The organism is Collinsella sp. AM36-4AA (assembly GCF_003467795.1).
Lineage (GTDB): Bacteria > Actinomycetota > Coriobacteriia > Coriobacteriales > Coriobacteriaceae > Collinsella.
In genome coordinates this window covers 18,407-43,137 of sequence record NZ_QSHS01000023.1, presented here as the reverse complement: position 1 = coordinate 43,137, position 24,731 = coordinate 18,407, and the positions used below count along the sequence as shown (strand labels likewise).

24 protein-coding genes are annotated in these 24,731 nt (G+C 59.6%); 6 read left to right on the top strand and 18 right to left on the bottom strand.

From position 1 onward, the window contains the following. The coding region (locus DW850_RS10435; protein WP_233540643.1) for a hypothetical protein at window positions 1–188 on the top strand (188 nt) is incomplete at its 5' end. A 146-nt stretch (window positions 189–334) separates the two neighbouring features. Here the strand turns inward: DW850_RS10435 and DW850_RS07810 are convergent. The 6 genes from DW850_RS07810 to DW850_RS07785 all read right to left on the bottom strand — a co-directional run bounded on the left by DW850_RS07810 (window position 335) and on the right by DW850_RS07785 (window position 5,070). Continuing rightward, the gene (locus tag DW850_RS07810; RefSeq protein WP_192924133.1) at window positions 335–1,183 is read right to left on the bottom strand and encodes a PTS system mannose/fructose/sorbose family transporter subunit IID; all 849 of its coding nucleotides are present in this window, start codon (window positions 1,181–1,183) and stop codon (window positions 335–337) included. Continuing rightward, complete coding sequence (locus tag DW850_RS07805; RefSeq protein WP_117716592.1) at window positions 1,183–1,956, bottom strand: PTS sugar transporter subunit IIC; 774 nt, start codon at window positions 1,954–1,956, stop codon at window positions 1,183–1,185. The genes DW850_RS07810 and DW850_RS07805 overlap by 1 nt, the downstream gene beginning before the upstream one ends. Window positions 1,957–2,037: 81 nt before the next feature. Then, entirely contained in the window at window positions 2,038–3,072 is a 1,035-nt protein-coding gene (locus DW850_RS07800) for an SIS domain-containing protein (protein WP_117640663.1), read from the bottom strand. A gap of 193 nt (window positions 3,073–3,265) precedes the next feature. Next, the gene (locus DW850_RS07795) at window positions 3,266–3,739 is read right to left on the bottom strand and encodes a PTS sugar transporter subunit IIB (RefSeq protein ID WP_117634363.1); all 474 of its coding nucleotides are present in this window, start codon (window positions 3,737–3,739) and stop codon (window positions 3,266–3,268) included. A gap of 71 nt (window positions 3,740–3,810) precedes the next feature. Beyond that, on the bottom strand, window positions 3,811–4,230 hold the full coding sequence (locus DW850_RS07790; protein ID WP_117583838.1) for a PTS sugar transporter subunit IIA: 420 nt from the start codon (window positions 4,228–4,230) through the stop codon (window positions 3,811–3,813). Between the two features lie 135 nt (window positions 4,231–4,365). Beyond that, window positions 4,366–5,070 (bottom strand): GntR family transcriptional regulator, encoded by a 705-nt coding sequence (locus DW850_RS07785; RefSeq protein WP_117563729.1) that lies wholly within the window; start codon window positions 5,068–5,070, stop codon window positions 4,366–4,368. A 481-nt stretch (window positions 5,071–5,551) separates the two neighbouring features. On the opposite strand from DW850_RS07785, the gene DW850_RS07780 reads away from it, so the two are divergent. The 4 genes from DW850_RS07780 to DW850_RS07765 all read left to right on the top strand — a co-directional run bounded on the left by DW850_RS07780 (window position 5,552) and on the right by DW850_RS07765 (window position 10,046). Next, complete coding sequence (locus DW850_RS07780) at window positions 5,552–8,590, top strand: insulinase family protein (protein WP_117786759.1); 3,039 nt, start codon at window positions 5,552–5,554, stop codon at window positions 8,588–8,590. Window positions 8,591–8,736: 146 nt separating this feature from the next. Then, window positions 8,737–9,000, top strand: a complete 264-nt coding sequence (locus tag DW850_RS10515; protein ID WP_117786758.1) for a type II toxin-antitoxin system HicA family toxin — start codon at window positions 8,737–8,739, stop codon at window positions 8,998–9,000. Then, on the top strand, window positions 8,993–9,322 hold the full coding sequence (locus tag DW850_RS07770; protein ID WP_117786757.1) for a type II toxin-antitoxin system HicB family antitoxin: 330 nt from the start codon (window positions 8,993–8,995) through the stop codon (window positions 9,320–9,322). The genes DW850_RS10515 and DW850_RS07770 overlap by 8 nt, the downstream gene beginning before the upstream one ends. Window positions 9,323–9,449: 127 nt before the next feature. After that, complete coding sequence (locus DW850_RS07765; RefSeq protein WP_117786756.1) at window positions 9,450–10,046, top strand: 5-formyltetrahydrofolate cyclo-ligase; 597 nt, start codon at window positions 9,450–9,452, stop codon at window positions 10,044–10,046. 24 nt (window positions 10,047–10,070) lie between these two features. Here the strand turns inward: DW850_RS07765 and metA are convergent, their stop codons facing one another. Beyond that, window positions 10,071–10,997, bottom strand: a complete 927-nt coding sequence (gene metA, locus DW850_RS07760) for a homoserine O-succinyltransferase (protein WP_055250586.1) — start codon at window positions 10,995–10,997, stop codon at window positions 10,071–10,073. A 210-nt stretch (window positions 10,998–11,207) separates the two neighbouring features. Here metA and DW850_RS07755 point away from each other — a divergent pair, with 210 nt between their 5' ends. Next, window positions 11,208–12,185, top strand: coding sequence for an L-lactate dehydrogenase (locus DW850_RS07755; RefSeq protein ID WP_117786755.1), 978 nt, complete (start codon window positions 11,208–11,210; stop codon window positions 12,183–12,185). 132 nt (window positions 12,186–12,317) lie between these two features. Here the strand turns inward: DW850_RS07755 and DW850_RS07750 are convergent, their stop codons facing one another. The 11 genes from DW850_RS07750 to DW850_RS07700 form a co-directional block, all read right to left on the bottom strand. Continuing rightward, window positions 12,318–13,286 (bottom strand): SIS domain-containing protein, encoded by a 969-nt coding sequence (locus tag DW850_RS07750; protein WP_117786754.1) that lies wholly within the window; start codon window positions 13,284–13,286, stop codon window positions 12,318–12,320. A 144-nt stretch (window positions 13,287–13,430) separates the two neighbouring features. Next, entirely contained in the window at window positions 13,431–14,186 is a 756-nt protein-coding gene (locus DW850_RS07745) for a GntR family transcriptional regulator (protein WP_117786753.1), read from the bottom strand. Window positions 14,187–14,188: 2 nt separating this feature from the next. After that, entirely contained in the window at window positions 14,189–16,171 is a 1,983-nt protein-coding gene (locus DW850_RS07740; protein ID WP_117786752.1) for an ATP-dependent DNA helicase RecQ, read from the bottom strand. A 377-nt stretch (window positions 16,172–16,548) separates the two neighbouring features. Further along, window positions 16,549–17,268: a GntR family transcriptional regulator gene (locus DW850_RS07735; RefSeq protein ID WP_117786751.1), complete on the bottom strand. Its 720-nt coding sequence runs from the start codon at window positions 17,266–17,268 to the stop codon at window positions 16,549–16,551. 104 nt (window positions 17,269–17,372) lie between these two features. After that, window positions 17,373–18,380 (bottom strand): YitT family protein, encoded by a 1,008-nt coding sequence (locus tag DW850_RS07730; protein WP_117786750.1) that lies wholly within the window; start codon window positions 18,378–18,380, stop codon window positions 17,373–17,375. A gap of 356 nt (window positions 18,381–18,736) precedes the next feature. Further along, window positions 18,737–19,366: an HAD family phosphatase gene (locus tag DW850_RS07725; protein ID WP_158565245.1), complete on the bottom strand. Its 630-nt coding sequence runs from the start codon at window positions 19,364–19,366 to the stop codon at window positions 18,737–18,739. 159 nt (window positions 19,367–19,525) lie between these two features. Next, a complete protein-coding gene (locus DW850_RS07720; RefSeq protein WP_233503150.1) occupies window positions 19,526–20,509 on the bottom strand; it encodes an SIS domain-containing protein in 984 nt (327 codons plus the stop codon). Window positions 20,510–20,708: 199 nt separating this feature from the next. Then, window positions 20,709–21,542 (bottom strand): PTS system mannose/fructose/sorbose family transporter subunit IID, encoded by an 834-nt coding sequence (locus DW850_RS07715; protein WP_117765550.1) that lies wholly within the window; start codon window positions 21,540–21,542, stop codon window positions 20,709–20,711. 13 nt (window positions 21,543–21,555) lie between these two features. After that, the gene (locus DW850_RS07710) at window positions 21,556–22,350 is read right to left on the bottom strand and encodes a PTS sugar transporter subunit IIC (protein ID WP_117786749.1); all 795 of its coding nucleotides are present in this window, start codon (window positions 22,348–22,350) and stop codon (window positions 21,556–21,558) included. A gap of 36 nt (window positions 22,351–22,386) precedes the next feature. Continuing rightward, window positions 22,387–23,310 (bottom strand): PTS mannose/fructose/sorbose transporter subunit IIAB, encoded by a 924-nt coding sequence (locus DW850_RS07705; RefSeq protein ID WP_117786748.1) that lies wholly within the window; start codon window positions 23,308–23,310, stop codon window positions 22,387–22,389. 183 nt (window positions 23,311–23,493) lie between these two features. Then, on the bottom strand, window positions 23,494–24,576 hold the full coding sequence (locus tag DW850_RS07700; RefSeq protein WP_158558607.1) for a DMT family transporter: 1,083 nt from the start codon (window positions 24,574–24,576) through the stop codon (window positions 23,494–23,496). Window positions 24,577–24,731 lie beyond the last annotated feature (155 nt).

The following is a 24,731-nucleotide window of genomic DNA, read 5'->3' as shown; positions in this document are numbered from 1 at the left end:
TCTGTTGCAATGAAGATGAGAATCAAGGAGAGACAAAATTACCGTTATCGGTTCAAGCAAATCACGTTCGCGCAGGTAAACTCATGTATACGGGAACTTTGACTCGATCCCCTAGCCACCTTGCAGCATTGTTATCTCTCATATTTATCTCTCGTCTTTCTGTTATCTCTCGTATTAGTGACGAATGAGAGACGAGAGATGCGTGAGTGATGCATGAGCGTGGATTATTGGACGGTCGGAAAATCCCTCAAACAAAAAACGGGGTCGGCCTTACGCCGAGCCCCGTTTTCAAACGGTCAGTTAGTTATCCAACGCGCGAGCATAGCAGTCAACATTACGCCGCCGCGAACACTCCCAAGCCCGTTCCGATGATGCAGATTGCGAAGATGCCCAAGATGATCCAAATGGTCTTGACGCCCTTTTTATAGAGGGCAACGCAAGCGAACGTTGCCAGCAAGGGCAGCAGACCGGGGAAGATCGAATCGAACAGATCCTGCAGGACAATCTCCGAACCACCCACGTCAAAGGTCAAAGCCGTGGACAGCGAGACCTGTGCCGCAATCATGGCGCCGATAACGGTCATTCCGAGGACACCGGCAGCATGCGTCATGCGAGACATAAGGTTGCTCTCTTCGGACTGCTGCAAAAACTTGGTTCCCAAGTCGTAACCCAGATGGGCGGCGACGATACGCGTTGCAAAGTTAATCACGGAGTAGATGAGCGCGTACACGATGGGGCCGAGCGGGTTGCCCGTCGAAGCGATGCCAATACCAATGCCGGCGGCAACCACGCGGAACGTACCCCAGTAGAACGAATCGCCGATGCCGGAAAGCGGTCCCATGAGGCCGACCTTCATGGCGTTAATCGAGGACGTGTCGAAGTTCTTATCGGCAGCCGCCTGCTCTTCCATCGAAACCGTTAGGCCGGCTACAAACGGAAGCACATGAGGCGTGATGTTAAAGAACTCGGTATGGCGATCGAGCGCCGCATAGTAATCGTCGTCGTTGGGATAGATCTTTCGCAGGGGCTTCTGAATGGTGTACATGAAGCCCATTGCCATCATCTTGTCGTACGACTGCGAGCACTGGCTCGTAAACTGGCGAAGGAACATGCTCCGATACATATCGGGAGTCATAATCGCGTCCTTCTTGGCCTCTTTGAGGTCGGTGTTCTGGATAGCCATTAGAAGTCCTCCTCTTCATCTGCAGCAACCGTCTGCGGACCGGACGAGCCCTCGCGGAAGGCCAGGAGCAGCGCGACGCAAATGGCAGCTGCGGCGACGCCGACCACGTCCATCTTGAGGTAGATGACCATAATGAAGCCCAGGAACAGCCAGGGAAGGAGCTTGTTATCGCCCATGGTCCTGATAAGAAGAGCGAAGCCGATGCAGACCATGACGCCGGACGCAACGTTGAGGCCGTCCATCACAAACTGCGGAATCGCGCTGAGCGCATTGTTGATAAGGTCGGCACCAAAGAACAGCGAGCCAAACACCAGCAGTGCAGACGGAATGCCAATCGACAGCGGCACGATGGTCAGATGGTACAGATTCGCCTTGGCAAGATCGCGATTTGCCAGAGCGGTCTCAATCTTCTTGCAGGCAAAGGCACCCGGAACGGCGTAGCAGAAGTTGCGCCACACCTGAAGGAAGACGGAGACGGGAAGGGCGAGCGCGACGGCAGTTGCCGTGCCCGTACCCGTAATGACGGCAAACGCGCAGCCAAGCACGCCGGAGGCATAGACCTCGGGAGGAACCGCCGCGCCGACCATGATGGCGCCCATGAACATGGACTCCAAAGCAGCGCCGACGATAACGCCCTGCTGGACATCGCCAAGGATCAAGCCGACAAACAGGCTCGTAAACAGCGGACGACCAAGCATCGTAATGCCAAATAATTGCTCGTCCATGGACGCAATAAATGCGACCAGTGCAACTAGAAGATACTGGACAACCATTTCGATCAACCCCAGAAACAGGTCTGCAGGCGAGGCATTCTGCGCAGCTCGCCTGCAGACAACCGCAGCAATTTGAGAGGATTAGTAGTTCATCTGGTGATAGTAACGACGCGTGGTGAGCGGGTGGTTACGGACGTGCTCGAGATGGCAGCTCAGACGCTCGGTGATGGTGTAGGTGACCATCGGGGAGACGATCTTGCGGAACTCGGGGTCGCTGAACGGCAGCTCGACCTCGGCGGTGTCAAACTTGTTCACGCGGACGTTGACGCCCTTCTCGTCGGCGAGCATGTGAGTGAAGTTGTCCACGCGGTCCATGAGCTTACGGGTGTCGTCCTCGCCGTAGAGCATGATGAGGCTCGTGCCTTCCTCGCACAGCTCGATGGTGCCGTGGAAGAACTCGGCGGCGTGGATGGACTTGGTCTTGATCCACTGCATCTCCTCGAGGATGCACATGGCGTAGTCGTAGGCCTCACCCCAGAGCATGCCGGAGCCAATCACCATGTGGTAATCGGTGTCCTTGAAGTCCTCGGCCATGGCGGCGCAGCGCTCGTCCTGAGCGTCCTTGGCCTTGATGAGGTACGGAGCGATGTTGCCGAACTCTTCCATGAAGGTGTCGTACTTGGGGAAGGCGCCGGCGTTCTTGAGGAAGCGGGCGACCAGCGTGATCTGGTAGGTGTAGATGGCCTCGCACAGAACGTCGTCCTCGGCGAAGCTGAAGAACTTGTAATCGGCGTACTCGGTGGCCGGGGTGTTGTCGTTGGAGACATACATCAGCGTGCGGGCGCCCTGCTCCTGGCAGAACTTGGCAGCCTCAATGATCTCGGGGGTGGTGCCGGTACGGGTGGAGAAGACGCAGACAGAATCCTTGTTGAAGGTCTTGGGCGGGCAGGCGAGGAACTCTGCGGCGATCTCGCAGTGGACATCGACGTCGGCCGTGGTGGTCTCGACCCAATACTTCATCGGGAGCGTGTGGGCCCAGGTGCCGCCGCAGCCGATGAAGAAGATGTTGGAATAACCCTGCTCGCAGACCTCGTCCACGGCAGCCTCAATCTGAGGACGGAGAGCGAGGGCATCGCTCACAACCTTCTCGTAACGAGGCTCATCGAAATTGAACATCCCTTACTCCTAACTCACTTGGATGAACCCTTCATTCATCCCATGACGTTATAATACTTTATATAACTAACTATGCAAGAACTATTTCAGATTTTTTGATTTTTCTTTAATAAAAAGCCCGCCGATCAAATGATCGACGGGCATAGGCATAGAGCATTGGTTCAATAAATGCCGAGCATCAACGTGTTTCCGGCTAGAAAACGTCCTTGGCAAACACCTTAGCGTCATTGGGGACCTGACGGATTTCGATGGCCACGCCATCGCCCAGGAGCTCTTGGATATGCTCGGCATCTTTCTCGGTCGCAAAGATCGCAGGGGTCGGATGAAGCGTGGTCTCAGGGGTCTTTCGGGTTCCGCCCAGATTGATCTCTTTGATGTCTTTGCAACCCTTAGCGAGACGATAGACATCTTCAATCGTCTCAGTGATGATAAACAGCGAATACTTGTCGGTAACGCCGCTGTTGAGCGCCTCGATAGCAGCGTCAACATCCTTGATGACGAGTTTAACGCCGTTGGGGCGGGCGAGCCTCAAGGCCGCCTTCCTCATGTCGTCTTTTGCCACAGCATCGCTGGCAAGCAAGATGCAATCTACATCCAAAGCGTGAGTCCAGGACATGGCAACTTGGCCGTGAATCAGTCGGTAATCAACTCTCGTAAGCTTAATCATCGTTATCATCTCCGCACGTGATAAAGGGAATGACAGGTGTGGCCCCTAGCTAGGGCTCGAACCAGAACTAACTAGAACTCTTCTTCCTCGGCGCCGGCAAGCATGTCCGCCGCCTCGCAAAGCTGAATAAACGAACGCGATCCCTCGACCGCGGCTTTGGCCTTGTCCGCATCCAGGGAGTCCAGCTGTGTAACCATTTCCACCAGCAGCGGCAAGTTCATTCCAGCGATTAACGTAAACGATCCGTCGGTCTGCCTCTGAATGAATTCGTTGTTTACAGAGCCGCCAAAGATGTCAGTCACGACAAACCAAGAGTCGGCAGGGCCCCTCGTCTCCATCCATGCATCAATCAACGCCGCGACGTCCCTTGAATCGTCATCGACATAGGCGCACAGGCACTCGATTCGGTCGTTGGTGCCCATCAGAATCTCCAGAGAGCTTTTCATGCCTTGGGCGAGATAACCATGACTCGCTAGCAATATCTTATTCATAGTTCTCCAATACCAATAGGACGTACTATATTGTCATAACAAAGTATATTAGCAATCTACCCTACGTGGTGTGTCTATTTTCCAAATCCGCGAACGGTAACAATTGGTCGGTAAATCGACCAATCTATCGCTAATTTACAAATAGAACTTCAGTCGCTCGGTGCAGTACACCTGACGGGAGATGAAAAGCGGCTCGCCACTTGGGGCATAACGTCTATCGACAAACAGAAGCAGCGAAGAGTCCAGCTCCACGTTAAGGTATGCCGCCTCGAGCTCGCTCGCATAGCAGACCTCGAGCGTACGCGTGTTGGGACCCATCTTGATCCCCTGGCGATCGAGTACCGCCATCAGCGAATCATCGAGGGACTCATGCTCCAAAAAAGAAAGCGCAGCGGAATAGCTATTGGTTTCCAGCATCGTGGGCTTGCCATCCACAAGGCGCAGACGACGGCTACGCAATACCTTTTGGGTATCGTCTACGCCCAGGAACTTCGCGTCTCGCAGACTTGGGAAGTCCCAGCCCATTTCGAGAACCCTGGTAGACGCCTGTTTGCCCGCAAGCTGGCACGAATGGGTAAAGCTCTCACGGTCGTCCGCGGCATACATCTGCGTGTCCGACGAAACGAACGTGCCCTTGCCGCGGGCCCTCTCAACAAGCCCAGCATCTTCCATTTCTTTAATTGCGGAGCGAACCGTTATTCGGCTCACGCCAAATTGCTCGATAAGCTCCGCCTCGGTCGGAAGCTTATCTCCCGGGCGGTACGTGCCGTTGGCGATTGAATCAGAAAGCGCACGAACAATCTGTTTGTACAGGGGGATAACGCTATTTGCCTCAACCATATCAACCATACCTTTACAAGGAATCAGCAGCCTATAGATAAATGACTTATATTGTATTAGAACTTTTTAGCACTCCACGCCATTTCCTATAATGTTTTAGCAAACGAGGGGTTATTTTGCGTAAGCGGTGTAGAGTCCATCCATTTCCGCATACAGCTTCAATCTGATGGCGGTATATGCATCCGATAAGCCGATTGATTTTTATCTTCTACCTGTCTCACATTCATCCCACGTCGTAGAGATGAATGTGAGGTGAGAGATACGTACTTGACGCGCGAGCGTGGATATTTGGACGGTTTTTGGGCTTTTGGCGGCCGATTTCGTCCGAAAATCCACGCTCATGCGGCAGACGTCCGAATTTCCACGCTCGTGTGCCAGAAAATCCACGCTCATCCGGCAGATTGGTCGAAGGCCCCATATGGGTATACTCTCGGGGATTCGACTCGATTCGCCCCCGTTGGGGCGTCAAAGGAGACTGCATATGTCCACTACCTCAATTGACCCGCGCGCCGCTGCTGCCGCGCTGCTGGTGCCCGGCACTACCTGCCACGGCTTTACCGTCGAGCGCTGCGAGACCGTGCCCGAGCTCGACTCGGACGCTTACGTACTGCGCCATACCACCTCGGGCGCGCGCCTGCTGTACCTGGCGTGCGACGACGAAAACAAGGCCTTTGCCATTGGCTTTAAGACGCCGCCGGCCGATTCTACCGGCGTGTTCCATATTCTTGAGCACTCGGTGCTGTGCGGGTCGGCCAAGTTCCCCGTCAAGGAGCCATTTGTCGATCTGATCAAGAGCTCCATGCAGACGTTCCTCAACGCCATGACCTACCCCGACAAGACCATCTACCCCGTTGCCACCACCAATGAACAGGACCTGTACAACCTGATGGACGTGTACCTGGACGCGGTGTTCAACCCGGCCATCTATACCAAGCCCACCATTTTTGAGCAGGAGGGCTGGCACTACGAGCTGGACCTGCCGGAGGGCGCTGGCGGCGACGGCAGCGCCGCCAGCCTGCGCGAGGGAACGCTGCGCTATAACGGCGTGGTGTTCAACGAGATGAAGGGCGCGTTGTCCGACCCCATGAGCGTGCTGGACGACGCCGTCAACGCCGCGCTCTATCCCGACACCGCCTATGCGCACGAGAGCGGCGGCGACCCACGCGCGATTCCCGCGCTCACCTACGAGCAGTTCCTGGATACGCACGCGCGCCACTACAATCCTTCCAACTCTTATATAACGCTCTACGGCGACCTAGATGTGGACCGCGCGCTGGCGTTTTTGGACGAGCGTTATCTGTCGCAGCCGAGTGCCGCGAGCCGCCGCATGGACGCTGCCGTTGCCGCCGGTGAGGACCCGTCCACGCTGGCACCCAATCCGCTGGGCGTGCAGGCACCCGTGACCTGCGATTACAAGCGCGTCGAGATGGCCACCACGCCCGAGAACGCCCTGGTGGGCCTGGGCCTGGTGCTGGGACCAGCGCTCGACCGCAAGCGCACGATCGCGGCGGATATCTTGTTCGAGGCGTTGCTGGGCTCCAACGAGGCCCCGGTTAAGAAGGCAATTCTGGCGGCGGGCCTGGGCGGCAACGTGGTGAGCTACACCGCGGCCGAGTGCCTGCAGCCCTACGAGCTCATCATGCTGCAAAACGCGCAGCCCGGCGTGGCGCGCGAGCTGCGCCGCGTGTTCCAGGACGCCTGCCGCGACCTGTGCGAGCATGGCGTTCCGCGCGAGCGCCTGGAGGCCATCATCAGCAGCAACGAGTACGACCTGCGCCAGCGCGACTACGGTATCGCCGACGGCGTGGCCATTGCGTGCGACGCGCTGAGCACCTGGCTCTACGATGACGACGCCGCGACGCTGGCGCTCAAGTACGGCCCGGTGTACGAGGAGCTGCGTGGCGAGCTGGACGGCAGCTACTTTGAGGACCTTCTGCGCGAGCTCGTGCTGGAGAACGACCACATGGCGCTGGTCGAGCTGGTTCCGGTGGACGCCGCTGAGGGTTCGGAGGGCGCCGAAGCTGCCGAGCTGGCAGCCAAGCGCGACGCCATGACCGATGCCGAGCTGGCCGACGTGGTCGAGCGCACGGCTGCGCTGCGTGCCGCGCAGGAGGCCGAGGACACGCCCGAGGACAAGGCCACGCTGCCGCGCCTGCGCGTGTCCGACATTGGCGAGGCGCGCCCCGAGCCGCCGCTGGTCGTAGACACGACCGCGCCCATCCCCTGCCTGCGCCACGGCATCCCCACCAACCGCCTGGCCTACGCCATGCAGTATTTCGACCTGAGCTGCGTCGCATTTGAGGACCTGCCCTATGTGACGCTGCTCTGCCGCCTGCTCAAACAGCTGCCCACGAGCGAGCACTCGGCCGAGGAACTCGACAATCTGCTCGCCGGCAAGCTGGGCTTTTTGAGCTTTACGACCGAGGTCATGACACAGCCCGACGTGGACGGCGTGCGCCCTTATCTGCTGGTGAGCGCCGGCGCCCTGTCCGAGAAGATCGATGCGCTGGCGAGCCTGCCGCGCGAGGTGTGGTCGAGCACGCTGTTGCTCGATGCTGACGCCGACCGCGTGCGCGACGTGCTCACGCAGATTCGCATTGGGCTTGAGCAAGGCTTTATCAACAACGGACACTCGGCGGCACTCGGCCGCGCGATGAGCTACACCTCGCCTTCGGCCGTGGTGCGCGAACAGCTCTCGGGCGTGGACTTCTACCTGTTCCTGCGCGATCTGCTCGAGCACTTTGACGAGCGACTGGACAATCTGCGCGCCAAGCTTGCCGAGCTGGCAGACCGCATCTTTGTGGCCGACGGCTGCCTGGCGAGCTTTACCGGCAGCGATGAGGACTTTGACGCGTACTGGGATGCCGCGGGCGACCTGGGGCTTGGCGCAGGCGACGGCGCCGATGCCGGCCGCAACGTGCTCGTGGTGCCGACGCCGCGCGACCGTCACGAGGCTTTCGTCATCCCCAGCGACATTTGCTTTGCGGCAAGCGCGTGCGACCCGCGTCGCTTGGGACTCGACGTGACGGGCGCCTGGGCGGTTGCCGCCAACGCGCTCTCCTACGACTACCTGTGGAACGAGATCCGTGTGAAGGGCGGCGCATACGGTTGCGGATTCCGCGCGGCTGGCGAGCGTCAAACGGCGTTCTACACCTACCGCGACCCGGCGATCGATCCCTCGATTGAGCGCGTGGCGCGCGCAGGCGAATGGCTCGGCAGCTTTGAGCCCGACGAGGCCGCCTTTGAGGGATTTATCGTGAGCTGCGTGAGTGGCATGGACGCGCCGGTGAAGCCGTACGCGCTCACCAAGCGCCGCAACACGATCTACCTGGCCGGGCTCGATCCGCATGCGCGCGAGGAGCGTCGCGCCCAGATGCTCGCCGCCACGCCCGGTGAGCTGCGCTCGCTCGGCGCCGACGTGACGCGCATTGCAGCCGAGTCGCCCACCTGTGTCTTTGGCGGTCGAGACGTCATCGCCAAGAGCAACGCCGGCTTTAACGTAGTCGACCTGCTGGGCTAACCACAACAAGCAAAACCACTACAAAGGGGACAGGCCCCTTTGTAGTGGTTCGAACACTTGTTCTATACGTACACATGTTCTATAGTATGGGTGATTGCATCGGATCTAAATTGCAACTAGAATATAGTTGCAGAATGTGAGGCGGGATGACTCGAGCCGATAAACTCATCGCCCAACCGTTTAGCTGCCCTTCGACGTATCGGTATACCGATTTTTTAAAAGTCATGGCTTCATATGGCTTTGAAATGGACAACAAAGGCAAGACATCCGGATCGCGCGTTCGCTTTTACAGGCCATCAGATGGCAGGATGTTCGTAATGCACGCGCCACATCCATCTGACGAATTGACAGCGGGGACCATTCGAAACATCGTTCGATTTCTGCAGGATGTCGGAGGTAGTCATGAGTAACGTTTTGGCATACAAGGGTTATTTCGCCCCAGTCGAGTTCAATGCCGAACAGCATGTGCTAACAGGTATGGTCACCGGCATTAGGGACGCAATCGTATTTGAAGGCTCCACGGCTGAAGAAGTGGAGCAATGCTTCCACGACGCCGTCGACGATTACCTTGAGTTTTGCGCCGAAAAGGGCAAGGAACCCGAGCGGGCTTTTAAAGGCTCGTTCAACGTAAGAACGGGCTCCGAGCTCCACAAGCAAGCGGCGCTGGCAGCGGCAAAGAAAGGTAAGTCACTCAATCAGTTTGTGACTGAAGCAATCGCTGCGGCGTTGTAGCGTTTACGCAAACGTCAAAAGCACCACAAAGGGGACAGGCCCCTTTGTGGTGCTTTTGACGTTTGCCCAGATAAAACCTGCCAAATAAACCTGTACCTTTTTGGTAGGTTTGCCTGAGGAGGCCGGGATGGATAAAACCGAGTTGCGGCGGACGGTGATTGCCCGACGCAATGCTCTTGATTTGGATGTTCGAGCGGCGAAGTCTGCTGTTGTATGCGCGCGGCTTGTTGAGCTGATGGATCGCTTGGGTGCCGCGGCACCGCACACCGTTGCCGTCTATGCCGCGATGGGTTCCGAGGTCGACCCAGCCGCGTTTGCCGCTGCGGCCGCCAAACGCGACTGGCGCGTGGCCTATCCGTGCATGTTCTCGGCAAGCGACCCCGCCGCACGCGGCCAACGCATGTGCATGCGGGCAGTTGCTGCCGGCGACGCGGACGCGGCCCCGTTTATCGGCCACCCTACGCGGGCCTTCGCGGCCACGGACATCGACAGCGACCGCTTCCCCATCGTGCCTGCCGAAGCACTCGACATGATTGTTGTGCCGCTCGTGGCCTTCGATCAAACCGGCGCGCGCCTGGGCTACGGCGGCGGCTGCTACGACCGCTACCTGCCCATACTCTCGCCCGCATGCCAAATCATCGGCATCGCCTTTGACGAGCAGCGTGTCGACCACGTTCCCACCGACGCCCACGACCTGCCGCTACCCCATATCATCAGCGCCTAACCGCCGGCGCACCTCCCAACAGGCCTAGTGCTCCTCGCCGGCGCGAGCCAGGTCGTAGGGCGTGGTCTGGTAGACGTAGTAGTTGAGCCAGTTGGTGTAGAGCAGCTGAGCCTGGCTGCGCCAGACGTTGCGCGGCTCGGCGGTGGGGTCGTCGTTCGGGAAGTAATGCGCCGGCACCTGGGGGTTGAGACCGCGCTTCACGTCGCGCTCGTACTCCAGGCGCAACGTGTCGGTATCGTACTCGGGGTGGCCAAAGACAAAGAAGCGGCGGCTGTCGGTCGACTTGACAATATACAGGCCCACCTCGTCGGACACGGCCACGACCTCAAGCTGCGGCTCGGCCTCCACGTCCTCGCGGCGCACATCGGTGTTGCGCGAATGCACGGCATAGAAACGGTCGTCAAAGCCGCGGACCAGCGGGCTTTGCGGCTTCACCAGATAATGCTCGAACACGCCGCTCGCCTTTGCCGGCAGATCGTACTTCTGGATACCGTAATGATGGTACAGACCGGCCTGCGCGCCCCAACAAATGTGCAGCGTAGAGTGCACGTGCGTGGTGGACCAATCCATGATCTGGCAGAGCTCGGGCCAGTAGTCGACCTCCTCGAACGGCATCTGCTCCACGGGCGCGCCCGTGATAATCAGGCCGTCGTAGTGGATGTCGCGGATGTCGTCGAACGTGCGGTAGAACGTCTCCAGGTGGCCGGCGCTCACGTGCGTGGCCTCGTGCGTTTTGGTGCGCAGCAGGTCCACCTCCACCTGCAGCGGCGTGTTGGAGAGCTTGCGCATGATCTGCGTCTCGGTGGCGATCTTGGTGGGCATGAGGTTGAGGATGAGCACGCGCAGCGGACGGATGTCCTGGTGCAGCGCGCGGTACTCGGTCATGACAAAGATGTTCTCGCTCTCGAGCTGCGCGGCGGCAGGGAGGGCGTCGGGGATGCGAATGGGCATGGATGCTCCTTACGAGTCAGTTGCAGCTATGGTACAACGACCGGCCCCATCCGCGCGAGCACATCGCCCAGCGATGCCGTCAGCGGCCCAAATCACTCCAAAAGTAGAGATTACGGCATGTCCCAAAATCTGTGGCGCTTTAGCCTAGCAAAGTGGCAACAGGACGCTACAATGGTTCGACGCGAAAAACTCGGCCGAAAGGATACATATATGTACCAGACGCGTAAGATCGGGGTGGTCGGCCAGGGCCACGTAGGAGCACATGTCGCCAACAGCCTGCTCATGCAGGGCATTGCCGATGAGCTGTACCTATGCGATATCAACGAGGCCAAGGTGACGTCCGAGGTCCAGGACCTGCGCGACTCCCTTTCGTTTGTCCCGTACAACACCAAGATCGTCAACTGCTACGACCACTACGAGGAGCTGGCCTGCTGCGACGTCATCGTCAACGCCGCCGGCAAGGTCGCGCTGGCCGCCAGCAACCGCGACGGCGAGCTGTTCTTTACCACCGACGCCGCCCGCACCTTTGCCAAGCGCATCGTCGACGCCGGCTTTGACGGCATCTTCGTGAGCATCTCCAACCCCTGCGACGTCGTGTGCACCGAGCTGTGGCACCTGACCGGCTACGATCCCAAGAAGATCATCGGCTCGGGCTGCGGCCTGGACTCCGCCCGCCTGCGCACCGAGATCTCCAAGAAGGTCGGCGTGAGCCCCAAGTCCATCGACGCCTACATGATTGGCGAGCATGGCTTTAGCCAACTGGCCGCCTTTAAGGCCGCGACCATCGCCGGCAAGAGCCTCAACGAGCTTCAGGCCGAGAACCCCGACAAGTACGCCTTTGACCACATGGAGGTCGAGGAGCTCGCGCGCAAGGGCGGCTACGTAACCTACCAGGGCAAACAGTGCACCGAGTACGCCGTCGCCAACTCCGCCGCGCGCGTCTGCGCTGCCGTTCTGCACAACGAGCACGCCGTGCTTTCCGCCTCCACGCTCATGACCGGCCAGTATGGCGAGGAGGGCATCTTCACGTCCCTGCCGTGCGTGATCGGCGCCGAGGGCGTCGAGGAGGTCTACACGCTCGACCTTTCCGAGTACGAGCTCGAGGGCTTCCACAAGAGCTGCCAGCACATCCGCGACAACATCGCCCAGCTCGACTGGTGGGACACCGAGGCCTACGACGCAAAGTAGGCCGCTGGCTACCGCAACCTTGCGAATCTAAGCGCGATACTAAGCGGGCCGCGCCGGAAATCCCCGGCGCGGCCCACTTTTTTGACTCACGCAGCGCCCTTGCGAATCGAAGGTGAATGGTTTTCCCGTTACTTAGTACTGCTCGATGCCCATGTAGCGACGAATCTCGGGGCTGTGGTCGAACACCTTACCGCGGGCTGCGCGCAGCTCGCAGCTCATCGCGTAGAAGAAGATTGGCTCCAGGTACGAACGCACGCTGGCAGGCACGTCGCCCACGCCGTACTCGAGTGCGTCGAGCACCATGACCGTATCGGTGTGCGTGTTGAGGAACGCCAGCGCGCGCTCCTCCATGGGGCGGCACTCGCCCGATCCGAGCTGCACAAAGTAGAACACGCCGGGCTCGGTGGCTTCGAACGGGCCGTGGAAGTACTCGCCGGAGTGGATGTAGCAGCAGTGCTGCCACTGCATCTCCATGAGCGAGCAGATGGCCATGGCGTAGGTCTGGCTAAAGTTGGGGCCGGATCCCAGGATGTAGAAGAACTCGTGCTGCTGGCAGAGCTCGGCAAAGCGATCGCCCAGCTCGGCGTTGACCTTCTCGCGGGCGGCGGGCAGCAGCGCGTCCATCTGCTTAAGGCCGGCATACATGTCGGCGAGCGCCTCGTAGCCCTCCTGCTGGTCGAGCAGCTCGGCAGCCATTAGCACGCCAATGCCCTGCGGGACCTCGGCCTGCGACTCGCCCTTGCCCCACGGATAGACCCAGGTGGTCCACTTGCCGTTGTCGATCTTGGAGCCCGCGTAGTCGGTCATAGTCACGACCTCGGCGCCGGCGGCGAGCGCCATCTCGCAGGCATCGACAACCTCCTGCGTATTGCCGCTGTGGCTGCAGGCGACGACGAGCGACTTCGGCCCCAGGCTCTTGGGCGCCATCAGGCAAAACTCCCGTGCCGTGTAGACCGTCGAGGCAAACGTGGTGGCCTCGCGCTTGAGCAGCTCGTTAGCCGGCATCAGGTCGATCATCGAACCGCCGCAGGCGATCCAAAAGACGTTCTCGATCTTACCCTTGCGCTCGATAATTTCCTGAATCAGATCGTGTGCGTTCACGGTGACGCTCCTCCTTGTGTGGCGGCTTTGAGCGACGGCAGCTCGTACCTGCGGTCGTTCTATGTTGTCCTATTTATAACACGTGTAATAACGCCCGTGAAGTCATCCCGGCAAATTTGTTCTATGTTGTTCTATCTGTGGACGTTAGATGTCGAACACGTAGCGCGAGCCCACGATCTTTTGACGACCGAGCAGTAGAGGGCGTCCGCCGGCGTCGGTAAAGTAGGCCTCCATATAGAAGAGCGGCTCGCCGACCGGCACCTCCAGCAGCGGGGCCGCATGGGCATCCGCCAGCGCAATCTCCACGGTGCAGGGGTCGGACTTGAGCGGCGCGCGACCCGAATGCTCGGCAACGAGCGAGAAGATCGAGTTGTCGGCGAGGTCCTTATCGGCAAGCGTCTGCAGGTAGGGATGGTCGGCGAGCACAAAGGCGTTGTTCTCGAGCATGACGGGCACGCCGTCTGCCGTGCACACGCGCTCGACCACAATGAGCTCGCAGCCGGGTTCCACGCCAAAAAACGCCGCGTCCTCGTGCGTCGCCGCAACCACCGTGCGCGACACCAAGCGCGCTCCGGCCACCATGTCGTTGGCGGCGCAACCCTCGGAAAAGCTCTGGACGTCGCCTTTCTGGACAATCTTGCGCTTGAGCTTGGGGGCGCACACGAAGGTGCCCCTCCCCTGCTGGCGGTTGAGGTACCCCGCGCGCGACAGCTCCTCGATGGCGCGGCGCACGGTAATGCGCCCCACGCCGTAGGACTTCGCGAGCTCTATCTCGGAAGGAATGCGCGAGCCGGGCGCGTACACGCCGCGTGCGATCTCGCCCTTCAGGTCGTCCATGACCTGCTGGTACAGCGGCACGGCGGACACGTCAGTGCGGTCAGTTTTATCGTCGAAAGCCATCGTTACGCTCCATCCCGTGCATGCTCGGACTCAAACTCTTCAATCGCCGCCATAAACTGCTCGCCAAAGGCGTCGGCCTTTTTCTCGCCAATGCCGTTGACCTGGACAAGCTCGTCGCGCGTCTGCGGGCGTAGACGGCACAGACCGCGCAGGGCCTTGTCGGAAAAGACCATGTACGGCGCCATCTCCAGCTCGGTCGAGATCTCCTTGCGCAGGGCGCGTAGGCGCTCGAACAGCTCGGCATCGTCGCCCACGCGCGGGCGCTGATCCAGCTCGGCCTCCTCGCGCAGCAGATCCACCGCACGGCGGGCGCGGGCCGAGGCCTTGCGCTTGGACGCGCGACGCTTAACGGTAAAGGCGAACGCCTCATCCTCGACCTCGACGGCACGCGGGCCCAGCCCAACGACCGGGTACTGCCCCTGCGAGGTTGCCAAATAACCGCGGCCGCACAGCTGACCGATGATGTCCTTGATGCGCCCGACCGATTCGCTCGACAGCTCACCGTAGCCGCGGTCCTCGTCCAGATGCATCTGGCGAATGCGCTCGGTATTGCCGCCGTGGAGCACGTCGGCGATCAGCGACTTGCCAAAGCGCATGGGTCGCGTGGCCACATAGCGCACGGCAGCACGGGCCATATCGGTGACGTCCTCGACCTCGAACTGCGTGAGGCAATTGCTGCAGTTGCCGCAGCCCTCGGCGTCGTCCGTGGCGGTGGCGCCCGCACCAGCCGCAGCAGCATGCTCGGCCGCGGCCTCGTCGCCAAAGTAGCGCAGCATATATTCGCGCAGGCAGCCGGTGGTATTGCAGTAGCCCTCCATCTGGCTGAGCAGACGATATCGATTTTGGAGCGCCCACGCGCGTTGCTCGTCGTCGAGCGCCTCGTCGGCCGCATCGCCGCGGTCGATTAAAAAGCGGCGCATGCGAAAATCGTTGCCGTTCCACAGTAAGTGGCAGCTGGCCGGATCGCCATCGCGGCCGGCGCGGCCCGCCTCCTGGTAGTAGGCCTCGATGCTCTCGGGCACATTGTTGTGGATCACGTAGCGCACGTTGGGCTTGTCGATGCCCATGCCAAAGGCGTTGGTGGCAACCATCACCTGAAGATCGTCGTCAATAAAGGCACGCTGGCTTTGGCGGCGGGCGTCATTGCCCATGCCGGCATGGTAGCGGCCAACGCGAATGCCGCTGGGGCCCAGCGCCTCGGCAAGCTCGCCTGCCAGCGCATCGACCGTCTTGCGGGTCGAGCAATACACGATGCCGCTCTCGCCCGAATGCGCAATCACATAGTCGCGCACCCACGCTGCCTTGGCCTTGTCGCCCATCTCCTCGCAGCCAAAGTAGAGGTTCTTGCGATCGAAGCCCGTCACCACCGTCGCGGGATTTTGCAGGCCGAGCATCTGCTGAATGTCCGCGCGCACACGCTCAGTCGCCGTAGCGGTAAAGGCCGCCACGATGGGGCGCTGCGGCAGGGAATCGATGAACTCACGAATCTGCAGGTAGGCGGGACGGAAATCCTGGCCCCATTGGCTCACGCAGTGGGCCTCGTCAATGGCCACGAGCGGCACGCCAATGCCGCCGTCCGCCGCGGCCTCCTGCGCAAAGGCCAAAAAGCGTGGCTCGAGCAAGCGCTCGGGCGCCACGTACATAAGCTGGTAGCGGCCCTCGCGCGCCCGCTTGAGCACGGTGTTTTGCTGGGCCGGAGTAAGGCTGGAGTTGAGATAACTGGGGCGCGCACCCGCCGCGAGCAGCGCGCGGGTCTGGTCCTCCATAAGCGACAGCAACGGACTCACCACAAAGGTGATGCCGGGCAGCATGAGCGCGGGCACCTGGTAGCAAATGGACTTGCCGGCGCCCGTGGGCATAACACCCAGCGCGTCGCGACCGGCAAGGATCGCATCGACCATGCGGTCCTGTCCCGGGCGAAACGAGGTGTAGCCAAAATAGGCGCCGAGCGTGTCGAGCGCCATCTGCTGCATGCTATCGGTCATGGTTTCCTAACGTCCAAGTCATCTGCCGCCGATTATACGCCGCCACGCGGACCGGTGCCGCACGGCTGCCGGCCACGCTCATTCTGCGGGTAGTCATTGGGGACGTTCTTGAATGACTAGTCGTTTAAGAACGTCCCCAATGACTATCTTGATAAGCGCGGAAACATCGCCAGTTGAGCATAAGTCAGCGAAAACGCCCCCAAGCGAGCAAGGTGACGTGAAAGAGGAGGGAAGCGTACTTCGGTACGCGACCGACGATTGAACGTCAGATTGCCGCTTAGGGGCGTTTGCAGCGTCGACCGGTCCGCCGTTCGTTAGAACGGCGGAACCAAGGGCGCAGCGTCGGCCCGTTACGCGGTTTGGTAAAACCGCGTAACTTACATCACCATGACGTAGCGGCTGCCCACGTAGTACTGCTTACCCATCAGGACCGGCTCGCCATTGGGGCCGATAAAGCCGGCACGCAGATTGAGCAGTGGATCGTGCGGAGCAATGCCCAACTCGACCGCTTGCTCGGCGTTAGCGCGAACGGCCTCGACCGTACGGTAGCCAACCGAGACAATCGGCGTTCCGCCAACACGCTCGACCTCGGCAAAAATCGACTTGTCCTCAAGATCGGCCGTCAACAGCTCACGGTAAGCGTCAAACGGCACAAAGATGTTCTCCTCAAAGATGGGCTCACCGTCGGCTGTACGCACGCGCTTGATATGCAGCAGCAGCGCGTCCTTCTGCAGGCCAAAGAATTCCATCTCGTTTTGGCGCGCCGGCACAATCTGGCGATCGATCACATGCGCGCCCGCCTTCATGCCGTTATCGGCGCAAAGCTCGGTGAACGTCTGCAGCGTCGAGGCGTGGAACTGGCGGTTGATGTGCGGCGTGGAGACAAAGGTGCCGCGGCCCTGCTGCTTAACCAGATAGCCGTCGGAACACAGTTCCTCGACGGCACGGCGCACCGTAATACGGCTCACCTCGTACTGTTCGGCAAGCTCAAGCTCGGACGGAATGCGCTCCTTGGGTGCATAAACCCCTTTCTCGATTGCATCCTTGATCTCGTCATAAATCTGCTGGTAAAGCGGTGCATTTTTGGGTGCGGGCATATCTGATCACTCTTATCAAAATAGCGAAATAACTAATACGTATATAACGTCTTTTTATATGTTATCTCAGTTTGATAAAACGATACACCACATACAGCAAATCCTTACTTGCCGTCGTCCTGCTGCAGACTGTCCTGCTCGCTGAGGCGCGCCTGCCTGCTGGCCATGCGCGCGGGCTTGTCGGGATCGGGTACGGCCGTGGGCATGGGCTCGTCGACATGACCGCCCCACCAGCCGCCCACGAAGTTGAGCGTGTGGAACACATTGATCACGGCGCCGGGATCAATATCGCACACCAGTTTGATAATGTCTTGGCTCTCGTAGGTCGAGACAACGGTGTGCAGCAAGTACATCTTTTCACGGCTGTATCCGCCGACGACCTCGGCGCAGCTAATGCCGTGCTGAAAATGGTTTACGTAGGCAGTCATGACCTCGTCTGCCTTACGCGTCGTGATCTGCAGCGTCACGCGATCGTAGCGACGATAGAAACTGTCGATGGTCTTGGTCGAAATAAACTGGAACACGATGGAATATGCCGCCTTGTCCCAGCCAAACATAAAGCCAAAGATCGCCAGGATAAAGCAGTTGAAACCAAAAATGACGCCCCAGATGGTCTTGCCTGTGTGGTTGGAAACCCACAGCGCGATAAAGTCGGTGCCGCCGGTAGATGCGCCGGACTTAAGCGCGATGGCAGCGCCCAGACCCGAGACCACTCCGCCAAAAATGATGAGCATGATCTTGTCGCCCAAAAACGGGGCGAAATGAAAGATGTTGAGGAACAGCGACGAGAGCATGACCTGCATCATCGAGAAGATGACGAAGCGCTTGCTAATGCCGCTCCAGCACAGGAGCGCCACGGGGATGTTGAGCGCGAGCATGCCGAGCGAGATGTCGATGTGAACGCCGCCCAGCGAGGTAACACGATCGAGCAGGACCGCGACGCCGGTGAGGCCGCTCGGAAGCAGGTCGGCGGGTTGAATGAACGCCTGGATCAGGAATGTCTGGAGAACGGCGGAAATTGTGACCGCCACGGCGGTGATGGCGCGGCGGACGATGGTGAGGCGGCCGAGCACGAGCACGCGGTCCGCGAGCTGGTCGATGGCGTTCGCCACGTAGGCTCCCTTCGAAGGCAGATGTAGTTGTGGGGCATGTCGGCGATTGTAACATGGAGCGACAGAGGGCGCCTCAATTCACCCTCTCTCGACAACCAAAACGGGACCAGCAACTCCTACGACCAAAGGGCAAAAATCTAAGTGAGTAGACTTTTTGCGATCTGCCGAGCACACCCAAAAATAGCCACCTCTGCGACCTGCGGTTTTGCTAAGGCAGATACGCTTTGTGCTCGGCCTGCGCCAAAAAGTCTACTCACTTAGCCCGAATCGAAGCCAAACGGATCTAAATTGATGCCAAATTAAGCCAATCTGCAGCAAATGACGCGTGAACCAGTGCTTCTCGCGGTGGATTGACACTACAGAGCGGCCAAAATGTCGCTCAGGTTGTCGATGACGACGTCGGCGGCGGACTGGTCCAGGTTGACGCCCTCATGCGGACGCAGTGCCAGGACGCGGGCGCCGGAGCGCTTGCCGGCCTCGATACCCAAAGGCGAGTCCTCGATAACCAGGCACTCGGCGGGGTCAACTCCCAGCGCCTTCATGGCACGCAGGTAGATCTCGGGGTCGGGCTTAAACGCACTGCACTCGTGACCGCTGATGGTGTAGTCCAGCACGTCGGCGATACCGGCAATCTCAACCAGCTCGTCAATGAGCTCACGATAGGACGAGCTTGCGATGGCGCACTTCACGCCGCGCTCGTGCAGCTCGCGCATCACCGGCTCCGTCTGCTCGTTGAGCAGCTCGGCATACGGAACGGGGTGAACCGGGCTGTAGACCTGCTTGTACTCCACGCGCAGACGCTCGCGCAGCTCAATATCGTCGGGCACCAGCGACTTCCAAATGGCAGGCTCGTTAGACCCCGAAAGATCGGGGATCTCGTCAAAATGGAACCCCTTCTCTTCCATAAAGGCCACGCGGCGACGGTTGTAGAACCACTCGGTATCGACCAGCACGCCGTCCATATCAAACAGCACTGCCTTGATCATACGCATCTCCTCCCACCTGCCAAAAAGGGACAGGTTTATTTTGGTAGGTTTTATCTGGTGTTTTGCGACGCGACAGACACGCCCTCCCCAAAGCAAAAAAGGGGACGGGGCAAAACCCCATCCCCTCTCAATCAACCCGTAAGGTCTACTTACTTGTGATTAGTAGGAAAGCTTCCACATGTAGCGACGCATGGTCAGCGGGTGCTGACGGGCCTCGGCGATCTGGTTGCCGTACTCGCGCATAACGGCGAGGTGCAGCAGCGGGTTGAAGTAGGTGACGACGCTTGCCGGCACGGCGTCGGCCAGACCGTAGTCCTTGGAGTCGATCAGAGCGACCTTGGCGCCCATGCGCTTAAGGAAGGTGAGGGCGCGAGCGTCCATCGGACGGGTGGCACCGTCGGACATGAAGAAGACGTAGGGCTTACCCTCGGTGGAAACCTCGAACGGGCCGTGGAAGTACTCGCCGGTGTTGTAGGCGGCGGCATCGATCCACTGCATCTCGGTGAACAGGAAGGCGGCGTGAGAATAAGCCATCTTCTCGGAGGCACCAGAGGCCATGAAGTAGATCATCTTGTCGTCCTTGAAGTCCTGGGCGAACTGCTTGGCGAGGCCCTTGGCGGACTGAGCGGCGTTCTCGCAGAGCTCGAAGACGTTGGTGAGGCCGGTGATCATGTCCTCGTAGTGGTCATAGCCCTCGGTCTGCTGAAGGATCTCGAGAGCAAGAGCGATGGCGTAGCCAGGCTTCTCGCACTTGGCAGCGTAGTTGGCATGGAAGCCGTGAACGATGACGTGGTCGGCGTCGACGGTCAGAGCGGAGCCGGCCTTGTTGGTGAGGGAGACGACCGGGCAGTTGTGCTTCTTGGCGGTCTTGTTGGCCTCGACGGTCTCGGGCGTGGAGCCACCGAGGGAGCAGGTGATCACGAAGGTGTGCTCGTTGACCCAGGAAGGCGTGTCGTAGTTGAACTCGTTAGCGGTGAAAATCTGAACGTTCAGCTTGTCCGTGTTGTTGGCCAGGAAGTACTTGGCAGGGTAAAGGTCGGACATGGAAGCACCGCAGCCGACGAAGGCGACGCTGTGGATCTCGTGGTTGGACAGGACGTCAGCGACGATCTGCTTAGGGAGGTTAAGGTCGATCTCGTACATCTGACACATTCCTTTCGATTTTTTGCGGCGCCACATTGCCGGGCGCTCGCAGGGTTACCGTGGTTTGGACCGAGTCGCCGGCCCGTTGAGGATGTGTCAAAGGAACTGTCCCTTTGACACATCTAGGGATGGAAGCCTGCCTGGGGTATGGGATGCCAGGCAGGCCCCCGGGGGAAAGCGGTTAGGCGCTTGGTCGCGACTAGGCCAGGATGCCGGCCGCGGAGAGGGCGATGCCGCCCACGATGGCGATCACGAGAAGCCAACCGGTGTTGACGTTCTTCTTGATGAGCCAGTACATAAGGCCAGTGAGGCCAAGGGAGATCATCTGGGGCATCATACCGTCCAGGATGTCCTGGATAACGACGGTGCCCTCAGCGAACTGCAGCGGGGTGGTGGCGCCGATCAGCGTAGCGATCATGCCGCCCACGGACATAAGACCTACGATGCCGCAGACATACATGAGCTTTTCCATGAGGTCGCCGCCCTGAAGCTTGCTCAGGTACTCGTGGCCGCCCTGATAGCCCATCTTGGCTGCGAACCAAGTGATCAGCACAGAGGGGACGATGGAGATGAGCATGGCCAGGATCGGGCCCATGATGGAGCCCTGCTGAGCCAGCTGAACGCCCAGGCCAAAGGCGATAACGCGGATGGTGCCCTGGAAGAGGGAGTCACCGATGCCGGAAAGCGGACCCATGAGGGAGGTCTTGACCGCGTTGATCGAATCGGGATCGAAGTTCTCGGGATCCTTGGCGTACTCCTCCTCCATGGAGGCGGCGAGACCTAGGACAAAAGCGCTCGTCTGCGGGGTGCAGTTGTAGAACGCCATGTGACGGTGGTAAGCCTCTTTCTTAGCAGCGAGCTGCTTGGGGTCGGACTCGTCCGGATAGAGGCGGTCGAGCGTAGGAACCATGCCGTAGAGGAAGCCCATGTTCATCTGACGCTCGTAGTTCCAAGAGGCCTGGATGGCCCAGGAGCGCCAGAAGAACTGGCTGACCTTCTTGTTCAGGGACACGTCCTTGGTTGCGGTTGCCATAGTGTGTTCCTCCTTAGTCTTCGTCGTCTTCGAGCGGATCGTAGTCGGAATCGACACCGGCGGTTGCATGGGAGCCATTGAACTTGAAGCCCATGAAGACGATAGCCAGGCACACACCGATCAGAGCGACCGCGATGACGGACAGGTTGAGGTAGGCGGCGAGCAGGAAACCGATGAACAGGAACGGAGTCATACCCTTCTTGATCATCATGGTGAGCAGCAGGGCCAAGCCGTAGGCGGTCATGATCTTGGTCGAAACGTTCAGACCAGTGGACAGCCACTCGGGAACCATGTTGACGATGGCCTGGACCAGGTCGGTACCGACAAAGACGGCCAGGAAGATCGGCAGGAAGTACATGACGGCGTACAGACCGGAGCCAGCGCAGATGTGCATACGGTAGGCGGTCTTGAACTTTCCGTTATCGATCGCGCTATCTGCCACATGGGTGAGGGCGGCGATGATGGAACGGAACACGATGCCGAGGAGCTGACCCAGGACGGCGACCGGGATGGCGATCGTCATGGCGGTCTCGGCGGAAGCATCGGTCAGGCACGCGAAGGCAGCGGCCACGATGCCGCCCAGGACCATATCGGGCGGAACGGCGGCACCGACCTGCACCAGGCCCATGGACACGAGTTCGACGGCGGCACCGACGGCAAGGCCGGTGGGCACATCGCCCAGCAGCAGACCGACGAGCGTAGCGCCAACGAGGGGCTGCTCGAAGTTAAGACGACCGAGCAGGCGGGAGTCCCACATGCAGAACACGCCGACGAGGCCGACGAGCACCGCACTGATGAACGTATTCATACCCTTCTCCTTTCAGTCAGGCAAATGCCTGGTTGATTACAGCTTGGCGTCGATGTCGACGCTCTGATACGTGGGGGTCTGCTGGACGTAGAGCTTGATGCCCATGTCGAGCAGCTGGTTGACGTCGGCCTTCTGGGTGGCGTCGAAGAAGACGGAGCTGTCCTTGCCGCCGACCTGATCGGCACCGTCGTGGTTGGCGGTGGCGCCCAGGTTGATGGCGTCGAGCTTGTAGCCCTGACAGAACTGCAGCATCTCGGCCGTGTTGCCAAAGACGAACATGACGCGCTCACCGAGGGTGTTAAGCTTGTCCATCTTGGCGAGGGCACGCTCGACGGTGAAGACGTTCAGGCGCACGCCCTGGGGCTTGGCCAGCTTAAGAGCGCCCTTCTTGATGTCATCGTTGGCGGCAGCGTTGTCGACGACGATGATGCGCTCGGCCTGAACCTTGGTGGTCCAGGTAAAGACGACCTGACCGTGCAGCAGACGGTAGTCAAGACGTGCGAGGACGATCTTGGCGGGACCGGAGCTGTGACGGGGCGCCTTAGCCTTCTTGGCGGGAGCCGCGGCAGCCTCGACCGGTGCGTTGGGGTTGGTCAGACCGGTGCGGGCCTCGTTGATGAGGGCCGCGAGCTCGGCACCCTTGACGGGGGCGGGGCTCATAGCGAGCGTCAGTGCCAGCGGAATGTTGAAACCGCTGATCACCGTGAATGCCGCACCGTTGCGGGAAAGCTCGACCATGCTGTTGTTGACCGAGCTGCCGAGCATATCGGTCAGCACATAGACGGTGTCGTCCGCGTTGAACGTGGCGATCATGGCGTCCACCTTGTTGGTGATGGGCTCCTTGTCGTCACGAGCAAGCGACACGACGTGGACGTTCGACACGTCGCCGAGAACCATCTCGAGCGTGTCTTTGGCGCCTGCGGCCAGGCCGCCATGAGATGCGAGAATGATCTGATTCATCTTGCCTCCTCCTTTTCGTTATGGTCATTATAACGTCTTATACGTTGCGGATATTGCTAATTAGTATAAAAACCGTTCGCGGGTGAAAATCGACCGTTGACGGGTTTAACGTACTTGAAACGTTGGGGCTGGGCAGGCCGGCACTGGCGGGATAACCCCAAGTCGGACCCTGTGCGCAATCCCCTATCGCACGAAGTACCAGGGGCTTTCCTGCACGGTGGGCTCCAGCGCGATGCCGGTGCGCTCGCGGAAGAGATCCATGTCCTGCGATTTCTCCGTCCACCACGCGTTGGGCTTAAAGGTCATGCTCTCAACGACATGACCGACAAACACACTGTTGCGCAGCTTGGAAAAGTCGGTGTTCATAATCACGATGGACGCGAGCACCAAAACGATGCCCAGAACTTTGATCGCGCCGGCGGGCTCGGCGTAGACACCAATGCCCAGCAGTACGGTGACGACTGTCTCGAATGACATTACGACGGGAACTTTCGACGTCTCGAGCCCCATGGACAGACCCTGCATATATAAGACATAGGCCACGGCTGTGGGGATGAGTCCAAAGCCAAGGAACAGCAGCAGCAGCTGTGGCGACATTGCCGCGGCGACATCTGGCCACGGAGCCGCGATAGCCGCCATAACCGCACCGCCAAAAACAAGGCCCCAAAACGTGACAGCCAGCGGGTGGACCGTCTTGGTTGCGATCCGGCTAAACACCGCGAGCGACGCGCCACAAAAGCCCGCAATCACGCCCGACGTGACGCCCCAAACCGAAAAATGAAAACCGGAAAGGTCGCCATCGGTCACTGCAAGTACACAGCCACCGATGTTAAAAGCGATGGCAACGAGCTTGTTGGGAGTCACATCCTCGCGATAAAGTACGCGGCCGAGCATGACGCCAAACACCGGCGAGGTGTAGAGCAGCACCGAGGCCGTGGACATGCCCACCTCGCCCATGCACTCGTAATAAAGCGTGTTAGCGGTGGCGAGGCCGATAATGCCAAGAAGCGCACAAGGAACAAGCTCTTTAGGACTTGCCTTGAACAGTGCCAGGGGACCCGATGCCTTTCCCTCACGAGCACCTCCCTGGCAACCCATGAATGCCAAGACCGGAGCCATTAAGACGGCACCCGACAACAGGCGAAAGGCCGCCATGCTCTGAGACGTAACGCCCATGGCCGAGATGCCGTTTACAAAGATTCCGATGCTGCCCCACATAAGCGCGGCGATCAGCACCAGCACATAGCCCAGATTGCTCCTCTTCAACGCAGCCTCCTCGGTATTGTTTCCAATATGTTTCATACTACGTTATAGTCGTTATATACATTTTTCAAGACACAAATCGGCGAACGGGAAATCTCTTGAAACAAGGAGTGTCGCAGGTGCCGGCAGAAAGGGAACGTCCCCAAGTGCCGCTCTAG

Excerpts from the sequence above, each read along its gene's own strand:
- DW850_RS07810 (WP_192924133.1), bottom strand. The coding sequence starts at position 1,183 with ATGGCTATCCAGAACACCGACCTCAAAGAGGCCAAGAAGGACGCGATT.
- DW850_RS07805 (WP_117716592.1), bottom strand. The coding sequence starts at position 1,956 with ATGGTTGTCCAGTATCTTCTAGTTGCACTGGTCGCATTTATTGCGTCC.
- DW850_RS07800 (WP_117640663.1), bottom strand. The coding sequence starts at position 3,072 with ATGTTCAATTTCGATGAGCCTCGTTACGAGAAGGTTGTGAGCGATGCC.
- DW850_RS07795 (WP_117634363.1), bottom strand. The coding sequence starts at position 3,739 with ATGATTAAGCTTACGAGAGTTGATTACCGACTGATTCACGGCCAAGTT.
- DW850_RS07790 (WP_117583838.1), bottom strand. The coding sequence starts at position 4,230 with ATGAATAAGATATTGCTAGCGAGTCATGGTTATCTCGCCCAAGGCATG.
- DW850_RS07785 (WP_117563729.1), bottom strand. The coding sequence starts at position 5,070 with ATGGTTGAGGCAAATAGCGTTATCCCCCTGTACAAACAGATTGTTCGT.
- DW850_RS07780 (WP_117786759.1), top strand. The coding sequence starts at position 5,552 with ATGTCCACTACCTCAATTGACCCGCGCGCCGCTGCTGCCGCGCTGCTG.
- DW850_RS10515 (WP_117786758.1), top strand. The coding sequence starts at position 8,737 with ATGACTCGAGCCGATAAACTCATCGCCCAACCGTTTAGCTGCCCTTCG.
- DW850_RS07770 (WP_117786757.1), top strand. The coding sequence starts at position 8,993 with ATGAGTAACGTTTTGGCATACAAGGGTTATTTCGCCCCAGTCGAGTTC.
- DW850_RS07765 (WP_117786756.1), top strand. The coding sequence starts at position 9,450 with ATGGATAAAACCGAGTTGCGGCGGACGGTGATTGCCCGACGCAATGCT.
- metA (WP_055250586.1), bottom strand. The coding sequence starts at position 10,997 with ATGCCCATTCGCATCCCCGACGCCCTCCCTGCCGCCGCGCAGCTCGAG.
- DW850_RS07755 (WP_117786755.1), top strand. The coding sequence starts at position 11,208 with ATGTACCAGACGCGTAAGATCGGGGTGGTCGGCCAGGGCCACGTAGGA.
- DW850_RS07745 (WP_117786753.1), bottom strand. The coding sequence starts at position 14,186 with ATGGCTTTCGACGATAAAACTGACCGCACTGACGTGTCCGCCGTGCCG.
- DW850_RS07740 (WP_117786752.1), bottom strand. The coding sequence starts at position 16,171 with ATGACCGATAGCATGCAGCAGATGGCGCTCGACACGCTCGGCGCCTAT.
- DW850_RS07735 (WP_117786751.1), bottom strand. The coding sequence starts at position 17,268 with ATGCCCGCACCCAAAAATGCACCGCTTTACCAGCAGATTTATGACGAG.
- DW850_RS07725 (WP_158565245.1), bottom strand. The coding sequence starts at position 19,366 with ATGATCAAGGCAGTGCTGTTTGATATGGACGGCGTGCTGGTCGATACC.
- DW850_RS07720 (WP_233503150.1), bottom strand. The coding sequence starts at position 20,509 with ATGTACGAGATCGACCTTAACCTCCCTAAGCAGATCGTCGCTGACGTC.
- DW850_RS07715 (WP_117765550.1), bottom strand. The coding sequence starts at position 21,542 with ATGGCAACCGCAACCAAGGACGTGTCCCTGAACAAGAAGGTCAGCCAG.
- DW850_RS07710 (WP_117786749.1), bottom strand. The coding sequence starts at position 22,350 with ATGAATACGTTCATCAGTGCGGTGCTCGTCGGCCTCGTCGGCGTGTTC.
- DW850_RS07705 (WP_117786748.1), bottom strand. The coding sequence starts at position 23,310 with ATGAATCAGATCATTCTCGCATCTCATGGCGGCCTGGCCGCAGGCGCC.